This is a genomic window from Actinomadura sp. NPDC048394 (assembly GCF_040651755.1).
In the GTDB taxonomy this organism is placed as follows: Bacteria; Actinomycetota; Actinomycetes; order Streptosporangiales; family Streptosporangiaceae; genus Spirillospora; species Spirillospora montaniterrae.
Genome location: NZ_JBEZJL010000125.1, coordinates 1 through 20,014, shown reverse-complemented (window position 1 = coordinate 20,014; position 20,014 = coordinate 1). Strand labels below are relative to the sequence as shown.

Below are 20,014 nucleotides of genomic sequence, written 5' to 3'. Positions count from 1 at the left end.
AACAGGTTCAAGCGCCCCCATATTTCGTCAAGCACGCCCCAAGACCCCACCCCACCAGCAAAGACCACCCAAAACACCCCCCACGCAAGGGCTGCGACCCAGTTCTCCCGCCCCAAAAAAAGTTTGGAACGATCTCCACGAGCCCGACAAACCCGCCTGTCGATCACCCCCAGAGCGCCCCAGACCACCCCTGGGCAGGGGATTCGACCCACCTCACGCACCTGGAAAGCCCTCCGCACGGCCCTGGATCGGCCCGTCCCACACCCGCGCAAAGGCCCCTTTGGACGGGCGGAAAGCCGCCAGCAACCCGCCCAGACAGGCCCCCAGGGGCACGGCTGCGGCCCAGGGCGTCCCTTCGGGTGGGCGCCGCCGGCGGAGGTCGCGGTGGTCGGAAGGCTCTGCCTTACCTCTGAGGTAATGGACGGGGTGCGCAGGTGATCGCGAAGGTGGGCCGGGTAGGTTCCGGCACGCCGTCCGAGGAGAGATCCATGACCACCGGGCTCACCCCCGACCAGATCACCGACGCCATGCCGTTCGCCCGGGCGCTCGGCGTGGAGATCGACGCCGCCGCCCCCGAGGAGGTCACGGGCCATCTCGACTGGGCGGCGGATCGCTGTACCGCCGGAGGGCTGATGCATGGCGGGGCGCTGATGGCGCTCGCCGACACCCTCGGCGCGGCGTGCGCGTTCCTCAACCTGCCGGCGGGCGCGTCCACGACGACGCTGGAGTCCAAGACCAACTTCTTCAGGGGCGTGAAGGAGGGCAGCGTGCGGGGCGTCTCGCACCCCCTGCACACGGGCCGGACATCCATCGTCGTGCAGACCGACCTCTACGACGGCACCGGCCGCCGCGTCGCCCAGGTGACCCAGACCCAGGCCGTCCTGAAGCCCTGACCGACCGGCCCAGCGCCTTTACGTTGTAGATTTTTTGGCGACGTGCTCGTCGAAGAAGGCGAAGATGCGGTCCCAGGCGACGGGGGCGTGCTCGCGGCCCCTGCCGAGCCCGAAGGCGATCTTCGTGACCGGGCCGAGCAGGCCCGGCGCCTCGGTCTCGGTGAGGAAGCTGTGGCCGGCGCCGGGATACTCCTTCACGTCGTGCGGGACGCCCCCGGCGGCCAGGGCCCGGTCGAGCTTCGCCGCGGCGCGGCGGAGGGTCGGGTCCGCGCCGCCGTAGCTGGCCACGATCGGGCATGACTCCCGCAGCGCAGCCTCCGGCTTTCTGGGCAGCATGCCGTAGTTGACCGCCGCCGCTTGGAAGTCGTACTTCGCCGCGGCGACCAGCGCGAACCCGCCGCCCATGCAGAACCCGCAGACGCCCACGTCACCGGTGCAGTCGTCGCGCGCGGCGAGCCACGCGCGGGTGGCCTCGACCGCGTCGTAGGTGGGGCCGCGCCCGGCGCGCATCTCCCCCACCGCCTTGCGGACGCACCGCACCCACGGCGCGCCGCCGTAGAAGTCCGGCAGGACGGCCAGGTAGCCGCGGGACGCGAACCGGTCGGCCTGCGCGCGCATGTCGGCGGTGGCGCCGAACGCCTCGAACACGATGACGACGGCGGGCCACGGGCCTTCGCCGCCGGGGACGGCGAGGTACCCGGGCAGCTCGCGGTCGCCGACGGGAATCATGATGTCCGACATGCCGCCCCATCCTGCCGCAGACGTACATCGTACGTACAGGCCCGGACCCGGCCCGTTCCGGCGGGCAGGGCTCCCCTAGCGTGGCGGCATGCGCATCGACCGGCTCGACCACCTCGTCCTCACCGTCGCCGACATCGACGCGACGGTGGACTTCTACACCCGCGTCCTCGGCATGGAGGCGGTCGTCTTCGGCGCCGGACGCCGCGCCCTCGCCTTCGGCACCAGCAAGATCAACCTGCATGAGGCCGGGCGCGAGTTCGAGCCCAAGGCGGCACGGCCGTCCCCCGGCAGCGCCGACCTCTGCCTGATCGTCGACGGCCCGCTCGGCGACGTGGTCGCCGACCTGGAGCGGCACGCCGTCCCGATCGAGGAGGGCCCGGTCGAGCGCACCGGGGCCACCGGCCCGATCACCAGCGTCTACGTGCGGGACCCCGACCGGAACCTGATCGAGCTCAGCACCTACCGCTGACCCGCGAGCGGAGGCGTCAGACCTTGCGCCACTTCGGGACCCAGGCGCCGTCCTCGACCTCGTAGTCGCCGAACAGGTCGGGCGCCTCCGCCCGCATGATCTCGCCGATCTTGCCGAAGAGCAGCCGGATCTCCTCCTCGGCGCCCGGCGCGGTCCGGTTCTCGAGGGTGTGCCGCAGGCTGCGGACGTTGGCCGTCCAGACCAGGCCCGTCCCGACGCCCTCGGGCGCGAAGCGGCGCATGAAGGAGGTCTTGTGCTTCTTCTCCTTGAAGGGCACGCCCTCCTCGTCCAGCCCGAAGTGCCCGGCCATCCAGCCCTGGAACTCCTCCATCTGCTCCAGCATCGCGGTGGCGCGCTTCATCAGCTCGGCGTCCTCGCGGGCCCACTCGGGGAACCAGAAGGGGATGTCCTGGAGCCGGACGTAGCGCAGCGACTCCTGCGAGATCGCGACGCCCGGGCGGTGGCGGACGAGCTCGTGCGTCAGGACGCGGCTGACGTTGTGCAGGACGAAGCTGAAGCTGACGTGCTCCAGCACCGATCCGTGCAGGCTGCGGAGGATGTTCTCCAGGTAGGCGGACGAGTCGGTGCGGACCTTGGTCACGTTGGGGTTGAGGCCGGGCTCCCAGGAGCGGTAGCAGAGCCGGCCGGCGAACTCGGCGAGGTTCTGGGGGTCGTTCAGCTCGCCGTCGAGGTCGCCGCGGTCGAGGCGCTCCAGCCAGCTCTCCCCGCCGACGTCCCGCAGGTACCGGGCGACCTCGCCGTAGTCCAGTTCGGGCCGCGCTACGAGGAACACCTCTGGCTCGACGCTCTTCACTTCGTATCCCCCCACCGGGCCGGTTCCGTCGCCCTATAGGAAACCACCCCGCCGGGGGCGCCGCGACCCGGGTGCCGGGGACCACGGGTAATGGACGTCCCTGGACGACGCTCATGTGGTTATGTCGGACACTGGAGAGGTTTCACCTGCTGTGGAGGGTTCGAGGATGGTCGACGGGGGCGCGGCGTCGTCCGAGCTGAAGGTGCTGGGGGCGTGCCCGCTGGACTGCCCCGACGGGTGCTCGTGGGTGGTGACCGTCCGGGACGGGAAGGCGGTGCGGCTGCGCGGCAACCCGGACCATCCGTACACGCGCGGGGCCCTGTGCACCAAGGTGAACCGGTGGCTGGAGCGCGCGGAGCAGCCCGACCGGATCCTGTATCCGATGCGGCGCGCCGGTGCGAAGGGCGAGGGCCGGTTCGAGCGGATCACCTGGGACGAGGCACTCGACGAGATCGCCGAACGGCTGCGCGGGATCATCGGCGAGCACGGCGGCGAGGCCGTCTGGCCCTACTGGGGGACGGGCACGCTCGGCTATCTGCAGGGCTGCGAGGGTTTCGGCGGGCGCCGGTTCTTCAACGTGCTGGGCGCGTCCGCGCACGCCGTCGACATCTGCTCGGCGGCCGGGGCCGCCGGAATGGAGGCGGCGATCGGTTCCGCGGGCGGAATGGACCCGCAGGACCTGGCGCACGCGAGGCTGGTCCTGCTGTGGGGGACGAACCCGCTGACCAGCGGCCACCACGTGTGGAAGTTCGTCCAGGACGCGCGCAAGGCCGGGGCGCGCCTGGTGGCGATCGACCCGGTCCGGACGCGGACGGCGCAGCAGGCCGACGAGCACCTGGCCCCGCTGCCGGGCACGGACGCGGCGCTCGCGCTGGGCCTGCTGAACGTGATCGTGGGGCTCGGCGCGCAGGACGAGGACTTCCTCCGGGACCACACCCAGGGCTGGGAGGAGTTCCGGGAGCGGATCGCGGAGTTCCCCCCGGAGCGGGCCGCGGAGATCACCGGGGTCCCGGTCGCGGACATCGTCGCGCTGGGCGAGCGGATCGCGCGCACCCGTCCCACCGCCATCCGAGCCACGCAGGGCATTCAGCGACACTCCGGCGGCGGGGCGACGCTCCGGGTGCTGGCGGGCATCCCGGCGGTCACCGGGGACTGGCGGCTGCACGGCGGCGGCCTCGCGTTCTCGACGTCGGGGCACATCAAGCTGAACAAGGCGGCGCTGTACCGGGACGACCTGCGCCCGGGTCCGGTGCGGACGCTGTCGATGAGCCGGCTCGGCGAGGGACTGCTGGACGTCCAGGATCCGCCGGTCAAGGCGCTGTTCGTCATCGCGGCGAACCCGGCGGGCAGCACACCGCACCAGAACAAGGTGCGGCGTGGCCTCGCGCGCGAGGACCTGTTCACGGTGGTACTGGAGCAGTTCCCGACCGACACCGTCGACTACGCCGACATCGTGCTGCCCGCGACGGCGCAGCACGAGCACGCCGACCTGCACGAGGCGTACGGGCACCTGCACCTGGCCTGGAACGAACCGGCGGTCGCGCCGCCCGGCGAGTGCCTGCCGACGTCGGAGACGTTCCGGCGGCTCGCCCGCCGGATGGGCATCGAGGAGCCCGCCGTGTACGACTCCGACGAGCGGCTCGCCGAGCAACTGCTGGCCTCCGACCACCCGTGGATGGCGGGCATCACGCTGGACCGCCTCCGCAAGGAGGGGTTCGTCCGGATGGCCGTGCCGGACCCGTTCGTCCCCTACGCCGACGGGTTCCCGACGCCTTCGGGACGGCTGGAGTTCCGGTCGGCGCGGGCCGCCGGGACAGGGGCGGACCCCCTATCCGGGTACGTCCCGCCGGTCGAGGTCGCCGATCCGGAGCGGGCGCGGCGCTACCCGCTCGCGCTGATCTCCGCGGCGTCGCACGAGTTCCTCAACACCCAGTTCGCCAACAACCCGGAGCTGCGGCGCCGCGCCGGGGAACTCGCCGTGCGGGTCCATCCGGACGACGCGGCGGCCCGCGGCCTGGCGGACGGCCAGCGGGTGCGGGTCGGCAACGACCGCGGCTCGTTCGAGGCGGTCCTGCGGGTGTCCGACGAGGTCAGGCCCGGTGTCGCGGCGACCGCGAAGGGGCATTGGCCGAGGTTCGCCGGCGGCGCGAACGCCAACGCGGTGGTGGACGAGCGCGCCACCGACCTCGGCGGCGGCCCCGTGTTCCACGACACCCGTGTCGAGATCACCGCGGCCGGCTGACCCGCCGTCCCGATACGGTATGCGCCGTACGGAGGGATCGATGACGTTTCAGGCCATGCTCGACCGGGCCCGCAAGTACGAGCGACAGGGCCGCGCGGAGGAGGCCGCGGGCGCGTACGCGTCCGCGGCGCAGGACGCCGAGGCGCGCGGGGACCGGGCGTCCGCCGTCGCCGTCCGGGCCCGGCAGGCGCGCGCGCTGGCCGCGGCCGGGCGGGTCGACGAGGCGCTCCGCGTCCTCGACGGCGCGGAGCGCTCGGCCGCGGCGCTGCCCGGTGGCCCGGAGGTCCGCGCGACGCTGGACGGGCAGGCCGCGCACGTCCTGGCCGCGGCCGGGCGGACGGGCGACGCGGCGCGCCGGGCGTGGGGCGCGATGGCGGCCTTCCGGTCCGTCCAGGACCACAAGCGCGCCGACGTCGCGGGCGTCCACGCGGCGCGGCTGATCGTGAAGGACGCGGGTCCGCGCGCCGCGCTCGGCCCGCTGCGGGACCTGCTGGCGGCGCTGCCGCCGGGCGGCGACGGGCACCGGCAGGTGGCCGCGCTGCTCGCCGACGCCGAGCGCCGCCCCGACCGCGACTACGACGTCCTGATCACCGATCCCGACAGCGCCGCGTGGGGGCGGCTCGCGGCGGCGCTCGCGGTCGGCGCGCACCTGGCGGTCGGGAACGGCGTGCCGTGGAACACCCTGGCCACCCCGGACGGCGCCCGCGACGACCGCGTCCTGCTGGAACGCGACTGGGGCATCACCGACCCGGCGGGCTGGCGCGAGCAGATCGACCGGCTGCTGGACGCGGAGAACAGCGACCCGGCGATCCAGATGGTGCTCGACCAGCGCGGCCGCGGCACCGACCCGCAGGCGTGGCGGGCTGCGATCGTCGCCTGGTGCCGCGAGCGCGACATCTCCGACGAGACCATCGAGCACGTCGTCGCGTTGTCGGAGCTGATCCGGCGCTACGAGGCGCGGTTCCGCGCCGACGGCCTGCTGGCGCCGGACGGACGGGTCGAGAGCGTGTACGGCTACGACTTCGGCCGCGCGGTGAACATGGCGCGCTGGGGCCTGAACGCGGGCTACTGCGACGCCGAGGAGGCCGAGAAGTGCGTCCTGGTCGCCGGCCACCGCGCCAACCAGGTGTACGGGTCGTGGACGTCGTTCTCGTCGGGGTACGTCCTCGGCCGGATGCTGCGGTTCGACGAGGGCGAGTTCGGCGAGTGGTACGAGCGGTCCCTCGCCGGCCACCGCATCCTCGCCGACGACCCGGCGAGCCCCTGGCGCCGCATGGCCTGGGGTTAGCCGCCCGTCAGCGCGTCGATCTCGGCCGTGACGGCGCGGCGCCCGGCGTCGTCGAGGGACGAGGCGGCGACGGCGTTGCGGGCGAGGGCGGCCAGGCCGGCGCGGCCGAGGCCGAACACCTCGGCGGCGACGCGGTACTCGCCGGTCAGCGTGGTGTCGAACATGGGCGGGTCGTCGCTGTTCAGCGTGACGAACAGGCCCTCCTCCAGCATGCGCGGAAGCGGGTGCTCCGCGAGCGAGGCGACCTGCCCCGTCCGGAGGTTGGACGTGGGGCACACCTCCAGCGGGATCTGCGTCTCGCGCAGGTGCGCGACGAGGCGCGGGTCGTCCAGGCAGCTGGTGCCGTGGCCGATGCGCTCGGCGCCGAGCCCGTCGAGGGCCTCCCAGATCGTCTCCGGCCCGGTCATCTCGCCGGCGTGCGGGAGGCTGCGCAGGCCCGCGGCGCGCGCGGCGCGGAAGGCGTCGCGGAACGCGTCCCGGTGCGGCGGGCGGCACTGCTCGATGCCGCCGAGGCCGAACCCGACGAGCGCCTCGGGCGGGTGGGCGAGCGCGTGGTCGAGGGTGCCGCGGGCGCCGTCGGCGCCGAACTCGCCGGGGATGTCGAAGATGTAGGCGACGCGGATCCCGTGCCGGGCGCGGGCCTCGCGGACGGCGTGGTCGAGCGCCTCGGTGATCGCGGGCATCGGCATGCCGGCGCGCTGGTGGGTGTAGGGGGTGACGGTCAGCTCGACGTACCGGGCGTTCTGCGCGGCGAGGTCGCGGGCCGTGCCGAGCACGAGGGTCGCGACGTCCTCCGGGGTCCGGACGAGGCTCGACACCGACTCGTACACCTCGGCGAAGTGCGGGAAGTCGCGGAACTCGTAGAAGGCGCGCAGCTCGCGCTCGTCCGCGGGGACGGGGCCGTCGGGGTGGCGGCGGGCCAGTTCGAGGACGGTGGGGACGGAGGCGGAGCCCACGAGGTGGACGTGGAGCTCGACCTTCGGGAGGGCGTCGATGAACGCCTCGATGGGGGACGTGTCGGTCAGCACGCGGCGAAGCTAACAGCCGTCCGACCGGCCGCGACAGGGAAATCCGGGATACCTGCCACAAGATTGTCAGGAACGGCCGGCGGGGTGCCGGCCCGGGCGAGAATGGGGGCATGCGCGCCGCCCGGTTGATCTCGCTCGTCCTGCTCCTGCAGTCGCGGGGAACCATGACGGCGGGCGAGCTGGCCCGGGAGCTGGAGGTCTCGGAGCGGACCGTCTACCGGGACGTGGAGGCGCTGTCGTCGGCCGGCGTCCCGGTCTACGCCGACCAGGGCCGCAACGGCGGGTACCGCCTCGTCGGCGGGTACCGGACACGGCTGACCGGACTGAACCGCGAGGAGGCCGAGGCGCTGTTCCTGTCCGGGCTGCCGGGCCCGGCCGGGGAGATGGGCCTCGGCGACGCGGTCGCGGCCGCCGAGCTGAAGGTGCTCGCGGCGCTGCCCGCCTCGCTGCGGGACGCGCCGGCGCGGGCCGGGCAGCGCTTCCACCTCGACGCGCCCGGCTGGTTCGGCGACGCGGAGACGCCGCCGCTGCTGCCCGATCTCGCGCGCGCTGTGTGGCGGGACGAGACGGTCGTGCTGCGCTACCGCAAGGACCGCGAGGTGACCCGGACCGTCGACCCGTACGGGCTCGTATTGAAGAACGGCACCTGGTACCTCGTCGGGCGGGTCGGCGGGCAGCCCCGCACGTACCGCGTCGACCGGGTCGCTGCGGTCGAGGAGACCGGCGCGGTGTTCGAGCGGGACGAGTCGTTCGACCTCGCCGGGCACTGGGCCGAGCAGGCGGCGGCGTTCGTCCGGTCGATGCTGCGCGAGGAGGTCGCCGTGCGGCTCAGCCCGGCCGGGATGCGGCTGCTGCGGTTCGCGGCCGAGCCGGTCGCCGTGGAGCGGGCCGCCGAGAGCGCAGGCGAGCCGGACGACCGGGGCTGGCGGACCACCGTGCTGCCGGTCGAGTCGCTGGAGGTCGCGGCGTCCCAGCTGATGCGGCTGGGGGCGGAGGTCGAGGTGCTCGGCCCGCCGGCGCTGCGCGAGCGCATGGCGGACGCGGCCGCCCGGCTCGCCGCGCTCTACGCCGTCTGACCGGCGCCCGCGCGCCCCGTACGACCCGTCCGCCCCGTTCGACCCGTCGCGGCTGTGACCGCGGACACATCGGTCGGTAACCGAACATTTCGGTAACCGATGTATCTTGTGCAGCGGTGACGGTGAGACGTTCCGCTGCGCCCGGGGCGTCCGCGGACGGAGGTGACGTGAGCGGCGAACTGACGGAGCGGCCGGTCCTGCGGCGGCTGCCCGCCGTGCTGGTGGAGGAGCGGCCGCGGCCGGACCGGGTCCGCGAGCATCCCCGGGCCTGGTGGCTCGCGGTCGCCACGGTGTGCTTCGGCGCGTTCATGGGGCAGCTCGACGCCAGCGTGGTCACCCTCACCTACGGCAGCCTGGGCGCGGAGTTCGGGACCTCGCTGGCCGCCGTGGAGTGGGTGTCGCTGGCCTACCTGCTCACCCTGGTGGCGCTGCTGATCCCGGTCGGCAGGTTCGCCGACGCGCGCGGCCGCAAGCTGCTCTACCTGCACGGCTTCGGGGTGTTCGTGGTCGCGTCGGCGGCGTGCGGGCTGGCGCCGTCGCTGTGGACGCTGATCGCGTTCCGGGTCGTCCAGGCCGCCGGCGCGGCGATGATGCAGGCCAACAGCGTGGCGCTGGTGGTGACGAGCGCGCCGGACGGGCGTTCGCGCGGGGCGCTCGGCGTGCAGGCCGCCGCGCAGGCGCTCGGGCTCGCGCTCGGGCCCACGGTGGGCGGGGTGCTCGTGTCCACGCTGGGCTGGCGCTGGGTGTTCGGGATCAACGTGCCGATCGGGATCGTCGCGCTGATCGCGGGCCATTACCTGCTGCCGCGGACCCGGGAGCGCAACGACGCCCGCGAACTGGACCGGCCGGGCGCGGTGCTGCTGACGGTCGCGACGACCGCGGGGCTGCTCGGGGTCTCGGCCGCGTCCGGGCTGCCGGTGCCGGCGTGGGGCGTCGTCGCGCTGTTCGCGGTGGCCGCCGCGGGCGGCTGGGCGTTCACCGTCCGGCAGCGCCGGGCGCCCTCTCCCCTGCTGGACCTCGGCCTGCTGCGGGTGCGCGCGGTGTCGGCCGGGCTCGCCGGGGCGCTCGGCGCGTACCTGGTGCTGTTCGGCCCGCTGGTGCTGGTGCCGATCGTGCTGACGAGCCGCGGCTCGTCGGAGCTGCTGGCCGGGCTGGTGCTGACGGCGCTGCCCGCCGGGTTCGGGGCCGGCGCGGTCGGCGGCGAACCGCTGCTGCACGGGATGAGCGACCGCGCCCGCGGCGTGCTCGGCGCCGGGACGGCGGCGGCGTCCCTTGCCGCGATGCTGGTCCTCCCCCTGTCCCCCGGCTGGCTGGCCGCCCAGGCGGCCGTCCTTGGGCTCGGGCTGGGCGTGTTCACCCCTGCCAACAACGCGCTCATCATGAAGGCCATACCGGCGCGGTGGTCGGGCACGGGCGGCGGTCTGGTCAACATGGCGCGCAGCCTCGGGACGGCGCTCGGCGTCGCGCTCGTCACCCTGGCGCTGCACCTCGGGCCGGACGGAGGCGGCTTCGACGGGACGCGCTGCGCGATCGCCGTGCTGCTCGCCGCGTCGGCGGTCACCGTCGCCGCCGCCTGGGCCGCGACCGGCGGCCGGCCCCGCACGGCGGACCAGCCGGACTAGCACGCCGGAGCAGCCGGACCAGCCCGCGGAGCAGCCAGACCAGTGCGCGTAGCCACCGGACCAGCGCGCGGAGCCACCGGACCAGCGGCGGGGAGACGGGCGGGCCCGGGCGACAAGCCGGGCTAAAGTGGCGCGCATGTCCCAGCAGCCGCGCCCCGAGACCGGCACGCCCGCGCGCGCGACGGACGCGCGCCTGCTCACCGAGACCGTGACCCGGCTGCGCCGGGCGCTGCGCGCCTCGATCCGCACCGAGTACCCGTGGGAGACGCTGCCGATGGCGCAGGTCGAGCTGCTGCAGGTGCTCGCCGAGCGGTCGCCCGCCCGGATCGGCGACCTCGCCGCGCGGCAGCGCCTCGCCACCAGCACCGTCAGCGGGCTGGTCGGCCAGATGATCACCGCCGGGCTGGTGGCGCGGGCCGTCGACCCTGCCGACCGGCGGGCGTCCGCGGTCACCCTCACCGACGCCGGCCGCGACCAGCTCGCCGCGTGGGCACGGGCGCACGAGCGGCGGCTGAACACCGCGCTGGAGGGCCTGGACGAGGCGGACCGCGCCGCCATCGGCGCCGCGCTGCCCGCGCTCGTCCGGCTCACCGACCAGCTCGACGGCTCGGTCTGACCCGCGAGGTCACCCGCAAGTGCGGGCGCCGCGGGCCGGGGCTAGCGGTATCCGGTGAGGTCGGCCGGGCGGCCGTCGGTGATGTAGCGCCAGCAGTCCGGACGGCTGCCGTCGGCGTCGGTGAAGCCGTAGACCTGCGCGAGCCCGCCGCTGGACAGCGACGCGCCGTTCCAGCGGGCCCGGTCCGGGTCGGCCGCGAGCGCGGCGACGGCCCGCCCGACGAAGGCGGGCGACTCGGAGATGGCGAAGCCGGGGTCCCGGGCGGTGCCGTCCCGCCAGGTGTCCTCCGTGACGCCGAAGTGCTCCAGCATCGCCTCGGAGCGGAGCCAGCCCGGCGTGAGCGCGACGGCGGTGGCGCCGTGCGGCGCGATCTCGACGGACTGGGCGAGCGCCATCCGGATGACGGCGCTCTTGGCGAGGTCGTAGAAGAACCCGACGTCCTCGCGGTAGCGGGCGTTGTACTCGGCGGTCCCGTCGGTCATCTCGACGACGAGGCCGCCGGGTTCGCGGATCAGCAGGGGAAGCGCGCAGTGGCTGGTGATGGCGTGGGTGTCGATGGCCAGCCGGAGCAGGCGGAGCCCGTCGTCCAGCGACTGCTCCCACAGCGGCTTGCCGAACCGGAACAGGTGGTCGGAGCCCCAGACATCGTTGACCAGGACGTCCAGCCGCCCGCGCTCCTCGTCGATCCGCCGGACGAGCGCGGTGACCTGCGCGGGGTCGAGATGGTCGACCTGGACGGCGATGCCCTCGCCGCCCGCCGCGGTCACGAGTTCGGCGGTCTCCTCGATGGTCTCGGGACGGCCCATCTCCGACCGGTGCGACCGGGTGGTGCGTCCCGTCACGTACACGGTGGCCCCCGCGGCGCCGAGCTCGGCGGCGATGCCGCGGCCGGCGCCGCGGGTGCCGCCCGCGACGAGTGCGATCGTGCCTTTCAGATCACGGTTCATGGGGACGATGCTGGCGCGGAAACCTGACAGCCCGCGTCAGTGTTCCGCCACGTCCCCGTCCCGGCTCGGCAGGCTCAGGTGAAGATGCTGACGCCGCCGGGGCCGACGAGGAGCCCGACGACGATGAGGACGATGCCCCAGATCAGCTCGCGCCGGGCGAGGATCACGTAGATGCCGGAGATCACCAGGATCACGGCGATGAGCCACAGGATTGTCATCATGGCGAGCGGGATCCCCGGAAAGGGCCCGGCAAAACCACGGGCTCGATTCGGTCAACCCGAACCGGGGTTTCGAGCGGAGGGGGGATCGCTCCCCCCTCCGCCGGGATAACGGCGATCACGTGCGCCGCGCGGCGCGGCGCCGTGGCCGGTCACCGAGTCTTCCGCGCCCGCCGGGACCGGTCCAGGAACCACGGGACCATTTCCGGACGTCCGCGATGACACTTCAGGACGAGGACCGCCTCCTGCGTCCGGCGGGTTGACATTTGGTCCCGAACGAGTACCGCGCTCCCCGGCGGGAACGGCGGCAGCCGGGCGCCGTCACCCGGCCCGGCAGAGCCGCAGCACGTTCGCCACGATCCGGTGCCCCGCTCCGCCCGCCGCCGTCAGGATCGACTCCGGATGGAACTGCACCGCCCACCGGCGCCGCTCCGCGTCCTCGATCGCCATCACGACGTCGCCGGTCAGCGCCGTCACCTCGAAGCCCTTCACCCGGTCCGGGGTCGCGTGCAGCGAGTGGTAGCGGGCCGCGGTGAACGCGCCGTCGAGGCCGTCGAACAGCGCGCCCCCGACGACCTCCACCTGGCCGGGCTTGCCGTGCGACGGCTCCGGCAGCAGGGCCAGCTCCCCGCCCGCGTGCTCGACCATCGCCTGCAGGCCGAGGCACACCCCGAAGGCCGGCAGGCCCCGCTCGTCCAGGGCGTCCAGCAGCGCGCGGGTCGCGAAGTCCTCCGGACGGCCCGGGCCGGGCGACAGCACCACCAGGTCCGGGGCCTGCTCGTCCAGCATCCGGACCGGGAACCCGTGCCGCAGCGTGACCACCTCGGCGCCCTGCTGCCGGAAGTAGTCGGCGAGGGTGTTGACGAACGAGTCCTCGTGGTCGACGAGCAGCACCTTCAGCCCCTTGCCCGGCAGGTCCGCCGCGGGCTCCGGCTCCGCGTCCGGCGTCCCGGCCGCCTGGCGCTGCGAGGCCTCGAGCGCCCCGAGCAGCGCACTGGCCTTCAGGTGCGTCTCCCGCTCCTCCTCGTCGGGGTCGGAGTCGTACAGCAGCGTCGCGCCCGCCCGCACCGTCGCGATCCCGTCGCGGATCTGCGCGGTCCGCAGCGTCAGCCCGGTGTTCATCGACCCGTCGAACCCGACGCAGCCGACCGCGCCGCCGTACCAGCGGCGCGGCGAGTCCTCGTGGTCCTCGATGAACTGCATCGCCCACGCCTTCGGCGCCCCGGTCACCGTCACCGCCCACATGTGGGTCAGGAACGCGTCGAGCGCGTCGAACCCGGGACGCAGCCGGCCCTCGATGTGGTCGACCGTGTGGATCAGCCGGGAGTACAGCTCGATCTGCCGGCGGCCGAGCACCCGCACGCTGCCCGGCACGCACACCCGCGACTTGTCGTTGCGGTCGACGTCGGTGCACATCGTCAGCTCGGACTCGTCCTTGGCCGACGACAGGATCGCGCGGATCTGGTCGGCGTCCTCCAGCGCGTCCCCGCCGCGCTTGATCGTCCCGGCGATCGGGCAGGTCTCCACCCGGTCGCCGGTGACCCGGACGAACATCTCCGGCGACGCGCCGACCAGGTACTCGCCGTCGCCGAGGTTGAACATGAACTCGTACGGCGCCGGGTTCGTCTCGCGGAGCCGCTCGAAGAACACCGCGGGCGCGTCGCAGCGCCCGTACATGGCGTGGCCCGGCGTCACCTCGAACAGGTCGCCGCGGACGAACTTCTCCTTGGCGTCCCGCACCATCTGCGCGTACACGCCGGGCACAGGCTGCGGTGGTAGCTCGCGCCGCGTCGGAACGGGCGTCGGCTCGGTGGCGCGCGGCATCCCCGCCGTGCTCGCGCCGCCCACCTCGAACTCGTACGACATCCGGTGCGAGGTCTCGCGCTTGCGGTCCACCACGACCATCTCGTCGGCCAGGTGGAGCACGAGGTCACGCTGGTCGGCAGGCCGCTCCAGGCGCGTCCGCAACGGCTCGAACTGCAGCGACAGGTCGTAGCCGAACGCGCCGTACAGGCCGAGGTGCGGGTCGTCGCAGCGGAACAGGTCGATCACCGCGCGCAGCGCGGTGAAGACGGTGGGCTGGCGGCTGCGGTCCTCCTCGGCGAAGAACTCCTCCGTCGGCGGGACGAAGACCTCGAACTCCTCCGGGCCGTCCGCGCGGACGTCACCGACCGGGCGCAGCGCCGCCGCGACCGCCGGAAGGACCACGCGGCCCCGGCCGTTCAGCGCGCGGACGGCCACGGTCCGGCCGCGCGCGACGATCTCCAGGCACGGGTCGACGTAGGCCATGTGCCAGCGGCTGTAGCGGCCGGGATACTCCATGCCCGAGCTGAGCACGCCCCCGCGCCGCTCCCCCACGGCCGCGACGAGGGCGTTCAGCACGTCGGACTTGCGCTCGGAGTCGACCGGGACGGCGGTGCGGGTCACCCGCACGCCTCCGGCGGTGACGAACTCGCCGGTCCCTGCCTGATGGACGTCGGCCTGCTGTGAGACGGTCTCCACCGCGGTGGCCCCTCGTTTCGGGCCCTGCACCGGCGGACAGCGAGAAACGACCGCCGATGAGGGCGGTCGCCTGGTCTAGGACATGCACGAACCGGCGCCGCCTCAGCGGCGCCACCACCACCGGCGGGTCGCGGTTCGCATACGGGGAGGCTACCAGTGTCCGCGCGGGGGCGGCGACCCCCGCCGGCCGCACCCGCGGCCGGCCACCGCGCTGGGCCCGTCCGGCGGGGCTGAGCTGCGCGTCCACGGACTGGAACGATCCATCCAAGTCGTGCCGGGCCCGATATCGGGCCGTTACCGCCGGTGGATAGCCTTTCCCGGCTCCACCCCCTGGCAGGGTCCGTCTCGCGATCCGGGCGGACCGCGTGCCGCACGCACGAGGAGGATCCCTTTGGCCTCGCAAGACCCACCGGAGCCGGCGCGGCGCTCCGACCGCAGCCCGTGGAACTGGCTGCTGATCGTTCCCATCGTCGTCCCGCTGCTGACCTTCCTGTTCAACAGCGACGGGCCGCGGCTCGCCGGGTTCCCGGCCTTCTACTGGATGCAGTTCGCCTTCATCCCGCTCGGCGTCGCCTGCACCGTCATCGTGTACCTCATGACGCGGAAGAGGGACTGACCCATGGCGCACGGGCACACGACCGAGATGGTCGTCTTCGTGGTGCTGTTCCTGCTGGTCAGCGGACTGGGCTTCGTCGCCGCGCGGTGGCGGCGGCCGGACAGCATGCACTCGCTGGACGAATGGGGCCTCGGCGGCCGCAGCTTCGGCAGCTGGATCACCTGGTTCCTGATCGGCGGCGACCTCTACACCGCCTACACGTTCGTCGCCGTCCCGGCCCTGGTGTTCGGGGCGGGCGCGGCGGGCTTCTACGCCGTCCCCTACACGATCGTCGTCTACCCGCTGGTGTTCCTCGTGCTGATCCGGCTCTGGTCGGTGTCGCACGTGCACGGGTTCGTCACGCCCGCGGACTTCGTGCGGGCCCGGTTCGGCTCGCCGACGCTGGCACTGGTCGTCGCGATCACCGGCATCGTCGCCACGATGCCCTACATCGCGCTGCAGCTCGTCGGCATCCAGGCCGTGCTGAAGACGATGGGCGTGAACGGGCACTGGCCGCTGATCATCGCGTTCCTGGTGCTGGCGGCCTACACCTACCAGTCCGGGCTGCGCGCCCCGGCGCTGATCGCCTTCGTCAAGGACGTGCTGATCTACCTGGTGATCATCGTCGCGGTGCTGTACATCCCGTCCAAGCTGGGCGGCTGGGGGCACGTCTTCGACGCGGCGGACGCCAAGTTCGCCAAGACCCCGGTGCCGACCGACGGCGTCCTGCTGAACGGCACCAACCAGCTGAACTACGCGATGCTCGCGCTCGGCTCGGCGCTGGCGCTGTTCCTCTACCCGCACAGCGTCACCGGCGTGCTGGCCAGCAAGAACCGCAACGTCATCAAGCGGAACATGGCGGCGCTGCCGGCCTACAGCTTCGTGCTCGGGCTGATCGCGCTGCTCGGCTTCATGGCGATCGCGGCGGGCGTCAAGCCGGTCGTCACCGACGGCAGCCCGGACACCAACACGGTCGTCCCGCTGCTGTTCGACCACATGTTCCCGGACTGGTTCGCGGGCGTCGCCTACGCCGCCGTCGGCATCGGCGCGCTCGTCCCGGCGGCGATCATGTCGATCGCGGCGGCGAACCTGTTCACCCGCAACATCTACAAGGAGTACCTGCACAAGGACGCGTCCGAGAAGCAGGAGGCGCTGGTCAGCAAGCTGGTGTCGCTGGTCGTCAAGATCGGCGCGGTGCTGTGCATCCTGGTGCTGGACCCGCAGTTCTCGATCGACCTGCAGCTGATCGGCGGCGTCATCATCCTGCAGACGCTGCCGTCGGTGGCGCTCGGCCTGGTCACCCGCTGGTTCCACCGCGGCGCGCTGATCGCGGGCTGGGCCGCGGGCATGATCGCGGGCCTGTGGATGCTGTACGACGTCCCGAACCCCGCCAAGCACAAGGCGCACTTCGGCGGCTCGGCGTTCAAGCTCAGCGACCTCGGTCTGGACACCGACAAGACGATCTACGTCGGCATGCTCGCGCTGGCCGTGAACCTGGTCGTCGCCGTCGTCGCGACCCTGGTCTTCCGGGCGGCGAAGCTCAAGGACGGCGAGGACGCCACCCGCGAGGCCGACTACCTGGCCGACGAGGGCGACCCGAAGGTGAAGGACCTGGAGCTCAGCAGCAGCACCTGATCCCGGCCCGTTCCGGTCCGCTTCCGGCCCGCGGCGCGTCCCACGCGCGCCGCGGGCCGTTCGCGTGAAGGCCGTGCGCGTGCGGGCCGTTCGGGTGCGTGGACCGTCCTTCCGACGGGCCGGACGGGAGCGCGGCAAGAGTCGGCAAAGTCGCGGGTGCCGCGCCTTGAGCGGGCGCCCGGACGGGCATCATCCGCCATGTGAGAGCCATCGTGCGCGCCGGGCTGCTGCCGGGCGCCGTCGTGTGCGGCGCGATCGCGTGCGGTGCCGGAGCCGCCGCCGCGCGCGCCGCCGGCCCGGTCGTCACGCCGGGCCGCGCCCGGCCCGGCGAGACCGTGGTGGTGTCCGGGACCTGCCCCGCCGGGGACCGGGGCGTCCGCGTCTCCGGCGCCGCGACCGGCGAGGGCACGGTACGCGACGGCCGGTTCCGCGTCGAGGCCCGGGTGGCCGGGGAGACGGGCCGGCGGCCCGTGGCGGTCGGATGCGTCCCGTCCGGTCAGGCCGGGCGGGTGCCCCTGGAGGTGCGGCGTCCGCGGCGCCCGCGCCCGCACGGCTGGGCGATGGGCGGCGGGGACCAGCTGCACGTGCCGTGGACGTCGGTGGCGCTGGTGCTCGTGGGCGGCGCGGCCGGGACCGGCGCGGCGGCGCTGGTGCGGTCCCGGTTCCGCCGGACGCGCGGCTGACCGCCCCCGCCGGCCCGAACGGCCCCGGGGAGGCGAGGGTCAGGCGCGGCCGTAGGAGTCCTCGAGCCGCTCGATGTCGTCCTCGTCGAAGTGCCCGAACGCGATCTCCATGACCCGGACCGCGGGGCCGTCCGACCCCAGCCGGTGCGTCTGCCCCGCCCGGATCAGGACCCGCTCCCCCACCTCGGGCAGCGTCCGGCGGCCCGCCACCTCGAACACCGCGCCCGGGTCCAGCGCGACCCACAGCTCGTCGCGGTCGCGGTGCCGCTGCAGGCTGAGCCGCTGCCCCGGCTCCACGTAGATGATCTTCACGGTGGACGGCTCGTTCAGCGTGAACTGCTCGAAGGCGCCCCAGGGCCGCCGCTCGGTCAGCACCTCCGGCTCCTCGCGCGCGCCGTCCCGCACGGGCACGGCGCGGTCCCGCGCGGGCGCGGCGGCGGTCGGCGCGGGCGCGTCGGTCTGCGCGCGGGAGTCGGTCGGCACGGGCACGTCGGTCTGCACGGTCACCTCGGGGATCGCGGGTCGGGGAACATCTGCGGGACGCGGGCGCCGGAGGCGGCCGCCGGCAGCCCGCCGAGGACGAGGTCGGCGAGCCCGTCGACGACGGCCTCCCGGGGCACCTCGTCGGCCTGGTCGAGCCACCAGTCGCCGGCGGTCTGCACCATGCCGACGATCGCGTGGCCCCACACGTAGGCGCGGGTGCGGTCCGCCATCTCGCCCTCGGCGATCATCACCTCGGCCAGCTCCCGGCTCACGTCGCGGATCATCGTGCTCATCGCGCTGTGCGTGGCGGTGTCCTCCGCGCTCGCCCGGTGCATCAGGAAGCGGTAGAGGTTGAGGTTCTTGGAGATCGTCGCCAGGTAGGTGTCGATGGTGGACCGTGTGCGCGCGCGGATCGTGTCGTCCCGGGAGAACTCCTCCCGGATGCCCTCGATCAGCTTGCGCGTGTGCCGCTCGGCGAGCGCCTGGTACAGGCCGCTCTTGTCGCCGAAGTGGCGGTAGAGGATCGGCTTGCTGATGCCCGCCTCGGCGGCGATCGCGGCCATCGAGGCCTCGGGCCCCTCGCGCTGGATGACCCGGTCCGCCGCCTCGAGCAGGGCGCGCCTGCGGCCGGGATCGCGCCTGGATCCCGGTGCCCTCCGGCCCGCTTCGCCCGTCATGGTGCGATCACCGTAGCCGGGCGGTGCGCGCGGGACGCGCGTGGGGCGGGGTGAGCGCTGGGCGAGCGGGCATACACCGAACGGTATCCGTGGGTGTTACCCGGTGACAACACCGCCTGGCCTGGGCGTTGTCCGCCACACGGCGGCCTTCCCGGCGGGCGGCCGCAGCGGCTACCGTGATCGGTGGCCGGCGTGAGGAGGTCGCGGGGGTGCGGACGCTCTACTCGGTGCGGCTGGAGGGCGTCGCGACCAATCCCGCCGCCCCGGTCGAGTACCTGCTGCTGATCCTGGAACGGGCCGAGCCGCGCATGCGGCACGCCCTGCTGCGCCGCGCGGACGCGCCCGACGCGGTCTACGAGGCCGCCGCCCGGCATCCGGACCCGCACGCCCGGCGGCTGGTCGCCGTGGCGGGCCACGCGCCGCCGGAGATCCGCGCGCTGCTCGCCGACGATCCCGACCCCGACGTGCGCCGGTCGCTCGCCGCGCTCCCCGAGCACCGGCGGCCCCGCGAGCCCCTGCCGGCGGACGTCGTCCTGCGGCTGGCCGCCGACCCGGACCCGCGCGTCCGCGACGCCGTCCTCGACCGCGACCTCCCCGACGGCGTCCGCGCCGCGCTCGCGGCGGACCCGGACGCCCGCGTCCGCCGCGGCGCCCTGCTCACCTGGCCGGAGCCGCCGGACGAGATCGTCGACGCGGCGCTGGACGACCCCGACCCGCAGGTCCGGCGGACGGCGGTCTCGCTCGCCGCCCGCCGCCGTCCCGAGGTGGCCGCGCCGCTGCTGGCCGCCGGCGACCCCGACGCCGTGGCCCGCGTCCCGCTGGATCCGGGGCAGGCGGCCGCGCTGTGCCGGGACGGGCGGGACGCCGTCCGCAGGGCCGTCGCCGCGAACCCGAGCCTGCCGCCCGACCTCGTCGCCGTCCTGGCGGACGACCCCGAGCACGAGGTGCGGCTCGCGGTGTCGCTGCGCCCCGAGCTGACCGAGGAGCAGCGCGCGGCGATCGACTACCGCGTCGGGCCGGAGGACCGCGTCAGGCCGCCGGAATGGTTCTGGGACCGGCTGGACGACCTCGACCTGATGCGGCGCTACGCCACCTCGGCGCACACCGGCCTGCGCCGCTTCGCGGCCTACAGCCCGCACCTGCCGCCCGACCTGGTCGCGCGGCTGGCGGGCGACGAGGACTTCGTCGTCCGGCTGCTGCTGTCGGAGAAGCATCCCGATCCACCCGGTGAGCTGCTGCTGTCGGTCGCCCTGGAGTCGCCCTTCATCACCCGGCTGGACCGCACCGGGCATCCGAACTTCCCGCGCGAGGGCCTCGCCCGCCTCGCGGACGCCGGCGATCCGGTCGCGCGGATCCTGGCGCTGCGCGACCCGGAGCTGCCGGCGCGGGCCGTCGAGCGGCTCAGCCGGGACGGGGAGCCGGGGGGGGGGGGGGCGCCCGGCCGGGGGGGGCCCGGGCGGGGCGGGGGGGCCCGGCCGCGGCGGC

At 74.2% G+C, this 20,014-nt stretch carries 18 protein-coding genes and 1 pseudogene; 11 read left to right on the top strand and 8 right to left on the bottom strand.

Going from position 1 to position 20,014, the window contains the following annotated elements; all coding sequences use genetic code 11:
- The first annotated feature begins 488 nt into the window (after positions 1–488).
- Complete coding sequence (locus AB0C78_RS48060) at positions 489–893, top strand: PaaI family thioesterase (RefSeq protein WP_360761854.1); 405 nt, start codon at positions 489–491, stop codon at positions 891–893.
- 18 nt (positions 894–911) lie between these two features.
- Here AB0C78_RS48060 and AB0C78_RS48055 read toward each other — a convergent pair whose 3' ends face one another.
- A complete protein-coding gene (locus tag AB0C78_RS48055; RefSeq protein ID WP_360761852.1) occupies positions 912–1,634 on the bottom strand; it encodes a dienelactone hydrolase family protein in 723 nt (240 codons plus the stop codon).
- Positions 1,635–1,722: 88 nt separating this feature from the next.
- Here AB0C78_RS48055 and AB0C78_RS48050 point away from each other — a divergent pair, with 88 nt between their 5' ends.
- Positions 1,723–2,103 (top strand): VOC family protein, encoded by a 381-nt coding sequence (locus AB0C78_RS48050; protein WP_360761850.1) that lies wholly within the window; start codon positions 1,723–1,725, stop codon positions 2,101–2,103.
- Between the two features lie 16 nt (positions 2,104–2,119).
- Here AB0C78_RS48050 and thyX read toward each other — a convergent pair whose 3' ends face one another.
- Positions 2,120–2,917 (bottom strand): FAD-dependent thymidylate synthase, encoded by a 798-nt coding sequence (thyX, locus tag AB0C78_RS48045; protein WP_360761849.1) that lies wholly within the window; start codon positions 2,915–2,917, stop codon positions 2,120–2,122.
- Between the two features lie 166 nt (positions 2,918–3,083).
- Here thyX and AB0C78_RS48040 point away from each other — a divergent pair, with 166 nt between their 5' ends.
- On the top strand, positions 3,084–5,159 hold the full coding sequence (locus tag AB0C78_RS48040; RefSeq protein WP_360761847.1) for a molybdopterin oxidoreductase family protein: 2,076 nt from the start codon (positions 3,084–3,086) through the stop codon (positions 5,157–5,159).
- Positions 5,160–5,199: 40 nt separating this feature from the next.
- Entirely contained in the window at positions 5,200–6,447 is a 1,248-nt protein-coding gene (locus tag AB0C78_RS48035) for a DUF1266 domain-containing protein (RefSeq protein ID WP_360761845.1), read from the top strand.
- Here the strand turns inward: AB0C78_RS48035 and add are convergent.
- Entirely contained in the window at positions 6,444–7,475 is a 1,032-nt protein-coding gene (gene add / locus AB0C78_RS48030) for an adenosine deaminase (protein ID WP_360761843.1), read from the bottom strand. The genes AB0C78_RS48035 and add overlap by 4 nt on opposite strands.
- Positions 7,476–7,585: 110 nt before the next feature.
- Here add and AB0C78_RS48025 point away from each other — a divergent pair, with 110 nt between their 5' ends.
- The 3 genes from AB0C78_RS48025 (at position 7,586) to AB0C78_RS48015 (ending at position 10,789) form a co-directional block, all read left to right on the top strand.
- Positions 7,586–8,551 carry a YafY family protein gene (locus tag AB0C78_RS48025; protein ID WP_360761841.1) on the top strand — a complete coding sequence of 322 codons (966 nt, stop codon included), beginning with the start codon at positions 7,586–7,588 and terminating at the stop codon, positions 8,549–8,551.
- 167 nt (positions 8,552–8,718) lie between these two features.
- Positions 8,719–10,173, top strand: coding sequence for an MFS transporter (locus AB0C78_RS48020; RefSeq protein WP_360761840.1), 1,455 nt, complete (start codon positions 8,719–8,721; stop codon positions 10,171–10,173).
- Between the two features lie 136 nt (positions 10,174–10,309).
- Positions 10,310–10,789: a MarR family winged helix-turn-helix transcriptional regulator gene (locus AB0C78_RS48015; protein ID WP_151546369.1), complete on the top strand. Its 480-nt coding sequence runs from the start codon at positions 10,310–10,312 to the stop codon at positions 10,787–10,789.
- A 41-nt stretch (positions 10,790–10,830) separates the two neighbouring features.
- On the opposite strand, the gene AB0C78_RS48010 is transcribed toward AB0C78_RS48015, so the two are convergent.
- From AB0C78_RS48010 to AB0C78_RS48000, 3 genes are all read right to left on the bottom strand, one after another.
- On the bottom strand, positions 10,831–11,736 hold the full coding sequence (locus AB0C78_RS48010; protein WP_360761837.1) for an SDR family oxidoreductase: 906 nt from the start codon (positions 11,734–11,736) through the stop codon (positions 10,831–10,833).
- Positions 11,737–11,810: 74 nt separating this feature from the next.
- Positions 11,811–11,957 carry a GPGG-motif small membrane protein gene (locus tag AB0C78_RS48005; protein ID WP_190854010.1) on the bottom strand — a complete coding sequence of 49 codons (147 nt, stop codon included), beginning with the start codon at positions 11,955–11,957 and terminating at the stop codon, positions 11,811–11,813.
- 318 nt (positions 11,958–12,275) lie between these two features.
- Positions 12,276–14,456, bottom strand: a complete 2,181-nt coding sequence (locus tag AB0C78_RS48000) for an anthranilate synthase component I (protein WP_360761836.1) — start codon at positions 14,454–14,456, stop codon at positions 12,276–12,278.
- Positions 14,457–14,847: 391 nt separating this feature from the next.
- On the opposite strand from AB0C78_RS48000, the gene AB0C78_RS47995 reads away from it, so the two are divergent.
- From AB0C78_RS47995 to AB0C78_RS47985, 3 genes are all read left to right on the top strand, one after another.
- Positions 14,848–15,072, top strand: a complete 225-nt coding sequence (locus AB0C78_RS47995) for a DUF3311 domain-containing protein (RefSeq protein ID WP_360761834.1) — start codon at positions 14,848–14,850, stop codon at positions 15,070–15,072.
- Between the two features lie 3 nt (positions 15,073–15,075).
- Entirely contained in the window at positions 15,076–16,686 is a 1,611-nt protein-coding gene (mctP, locus tag AB0C78_RS47990) for a monocarboxylate uptake permease MctP (protein WP_360761832.1), read from the top strand.
- A gap of 200 nt (positions 16,687–16,886) precedes the next feature.
- A complete protein-coding gene (locus AB0C78_RS47985) occupies positions 16,887–17,369 on the top strand; it encodes a hypothetical protein (protein ID WP_360761830.1) in 483 nt (160 codons plus the stop codon).
- A 39-nt stretch (positions 17,370–17,408) separates the two neighbouring features.
- Here AB0C78_RS47985 and AB0C78_RS47980 read toward each other — a convergent pair whose 3' ends face one another.
- Together AB0C78_RS47980 and AB0C78_RS47975 are read right to left on the bottom strand one after the other, a co-directional pair.
- Entirely contained in the window at positions 17,409–17,876 is a 468-nt protein-coding gene (locus AB0C78_RS47980; RefSeq protein WP_360761828.1) for a phosphomannose isomerase type II C-terminal cupin domain, read from the bottom strand.
- The gene (locus AB0C78_RS47975) at positions 17,873–18,529 is read right to left on the bottom strand and encodes a TetR family transcriptional regulator (RefSeq protein WP_208250391.1); all 657 of its coding nucleotides are present in this window, start codon (positions 18,527–18,529) and stop codon (positions 17,873–17,875) included. The genes AB0C78_RS47980 and AB0C78_RS47975 overlap by 4 nt, the downstream gene beginning before the upstream one ends.
- Before the next feature lie 209 nt (positions 18,530–18,738).
- On the opposite strand from AB0C78_RS47975, the pseudogene AB0C78_RS47970 reads away from it, so the two are divergent.
- A pseudogene (locus tag AB0C78_RS47970) lies at positions 18,739–20,014 on the top strand (hypothetical protein); the annotation flags it as partial.

What these genes read in the sequence shown, in the direction of transcription:
- AB0C78_RS48055 (WP_360761852.1), bottom strand. Translation starts at nt 1,634, where the DNA reads ATGTCGGACATCATGATTCCCGTCGGCGACCGCGAGCTGCCCGGGTAC.
- AB0C78_RS48010 (WP_360761837.1), bottom strand. Translation starts at nt 11,736, where the DNA reads ATGAACCGTGATCTGAAAGGCACGATCGCACTCGTCGCGGGCGGCACC.
- AB0C78_RS48040 (WP_360761847.1), top strand. Translation starts at nt 3,084, where the DNA reads ATGGTCGACGGGGGCGCGGCGTCGTCCGAGCTGAAGGTGCTGGGGGCG.
- AB0C78_RS48015 (WP_151546369.1), top strand. Translation starts at nt 10,310, where the DNA reads ATGTCCCAGCAGCCGCGCCCCGAGACCGGCACGCCCGCGCGCGCGACG.
- AB0C78_RS48060 (WP_360761854.1), top strand. Translation starts at nt 489, where the DNA reads ATGACCACCGGGCTCACCCCCGACCAGATCACCGACGCCATGCCGTTC.
- AB0C78_RS48050 (WP_360761850.1), top strand. Translation starts at nt 1,723, where the DNA reads ATGCGCATCGACCGGCTCGACCACCTCGTCCTCACCGTCGCCGACATC.
- AB0C78_RS47975 (WP_208250391.1), bottom strand. Translation starts at nt 18,529, where the DNA reads ATGACGGGCGAAGCGGGCCGGAGGGCACCGGGATCCAGGCGCGATCCC.
- mctP (WP_360761832.1), top strand. Translation starts at nt 15,076, where the DNA reads ATGGCGCACGGGCACACGACCGAGATGGTCGTCTTCGTGGTGCTGTTC.
- AB0C78_RS48035 (WP_360761845.1), top strand. Translation starts at nt 5,200, where the DNA reads ATGACGTTTCAGGCCATGCTCGACCGGGCCCGCAAGTACGAGCGACAG.
- AB0C78_RS48025 (WP_360761841.1), top strand. Translation starts at nt 7,586, where the DNA reads ATGCGCGCCGCCCGGTTGATCTCGCTCGTCCTGCTCCTGCAGTCGCGG.
- AB0C78_RS48005 (WP_190854010.1), bottom strand. Translation starts at nt 11,957, where the DNA reads ATGATGACAATCCTGTGGCTCATCGCCGTGATCCTGGTGATCTCCGGC.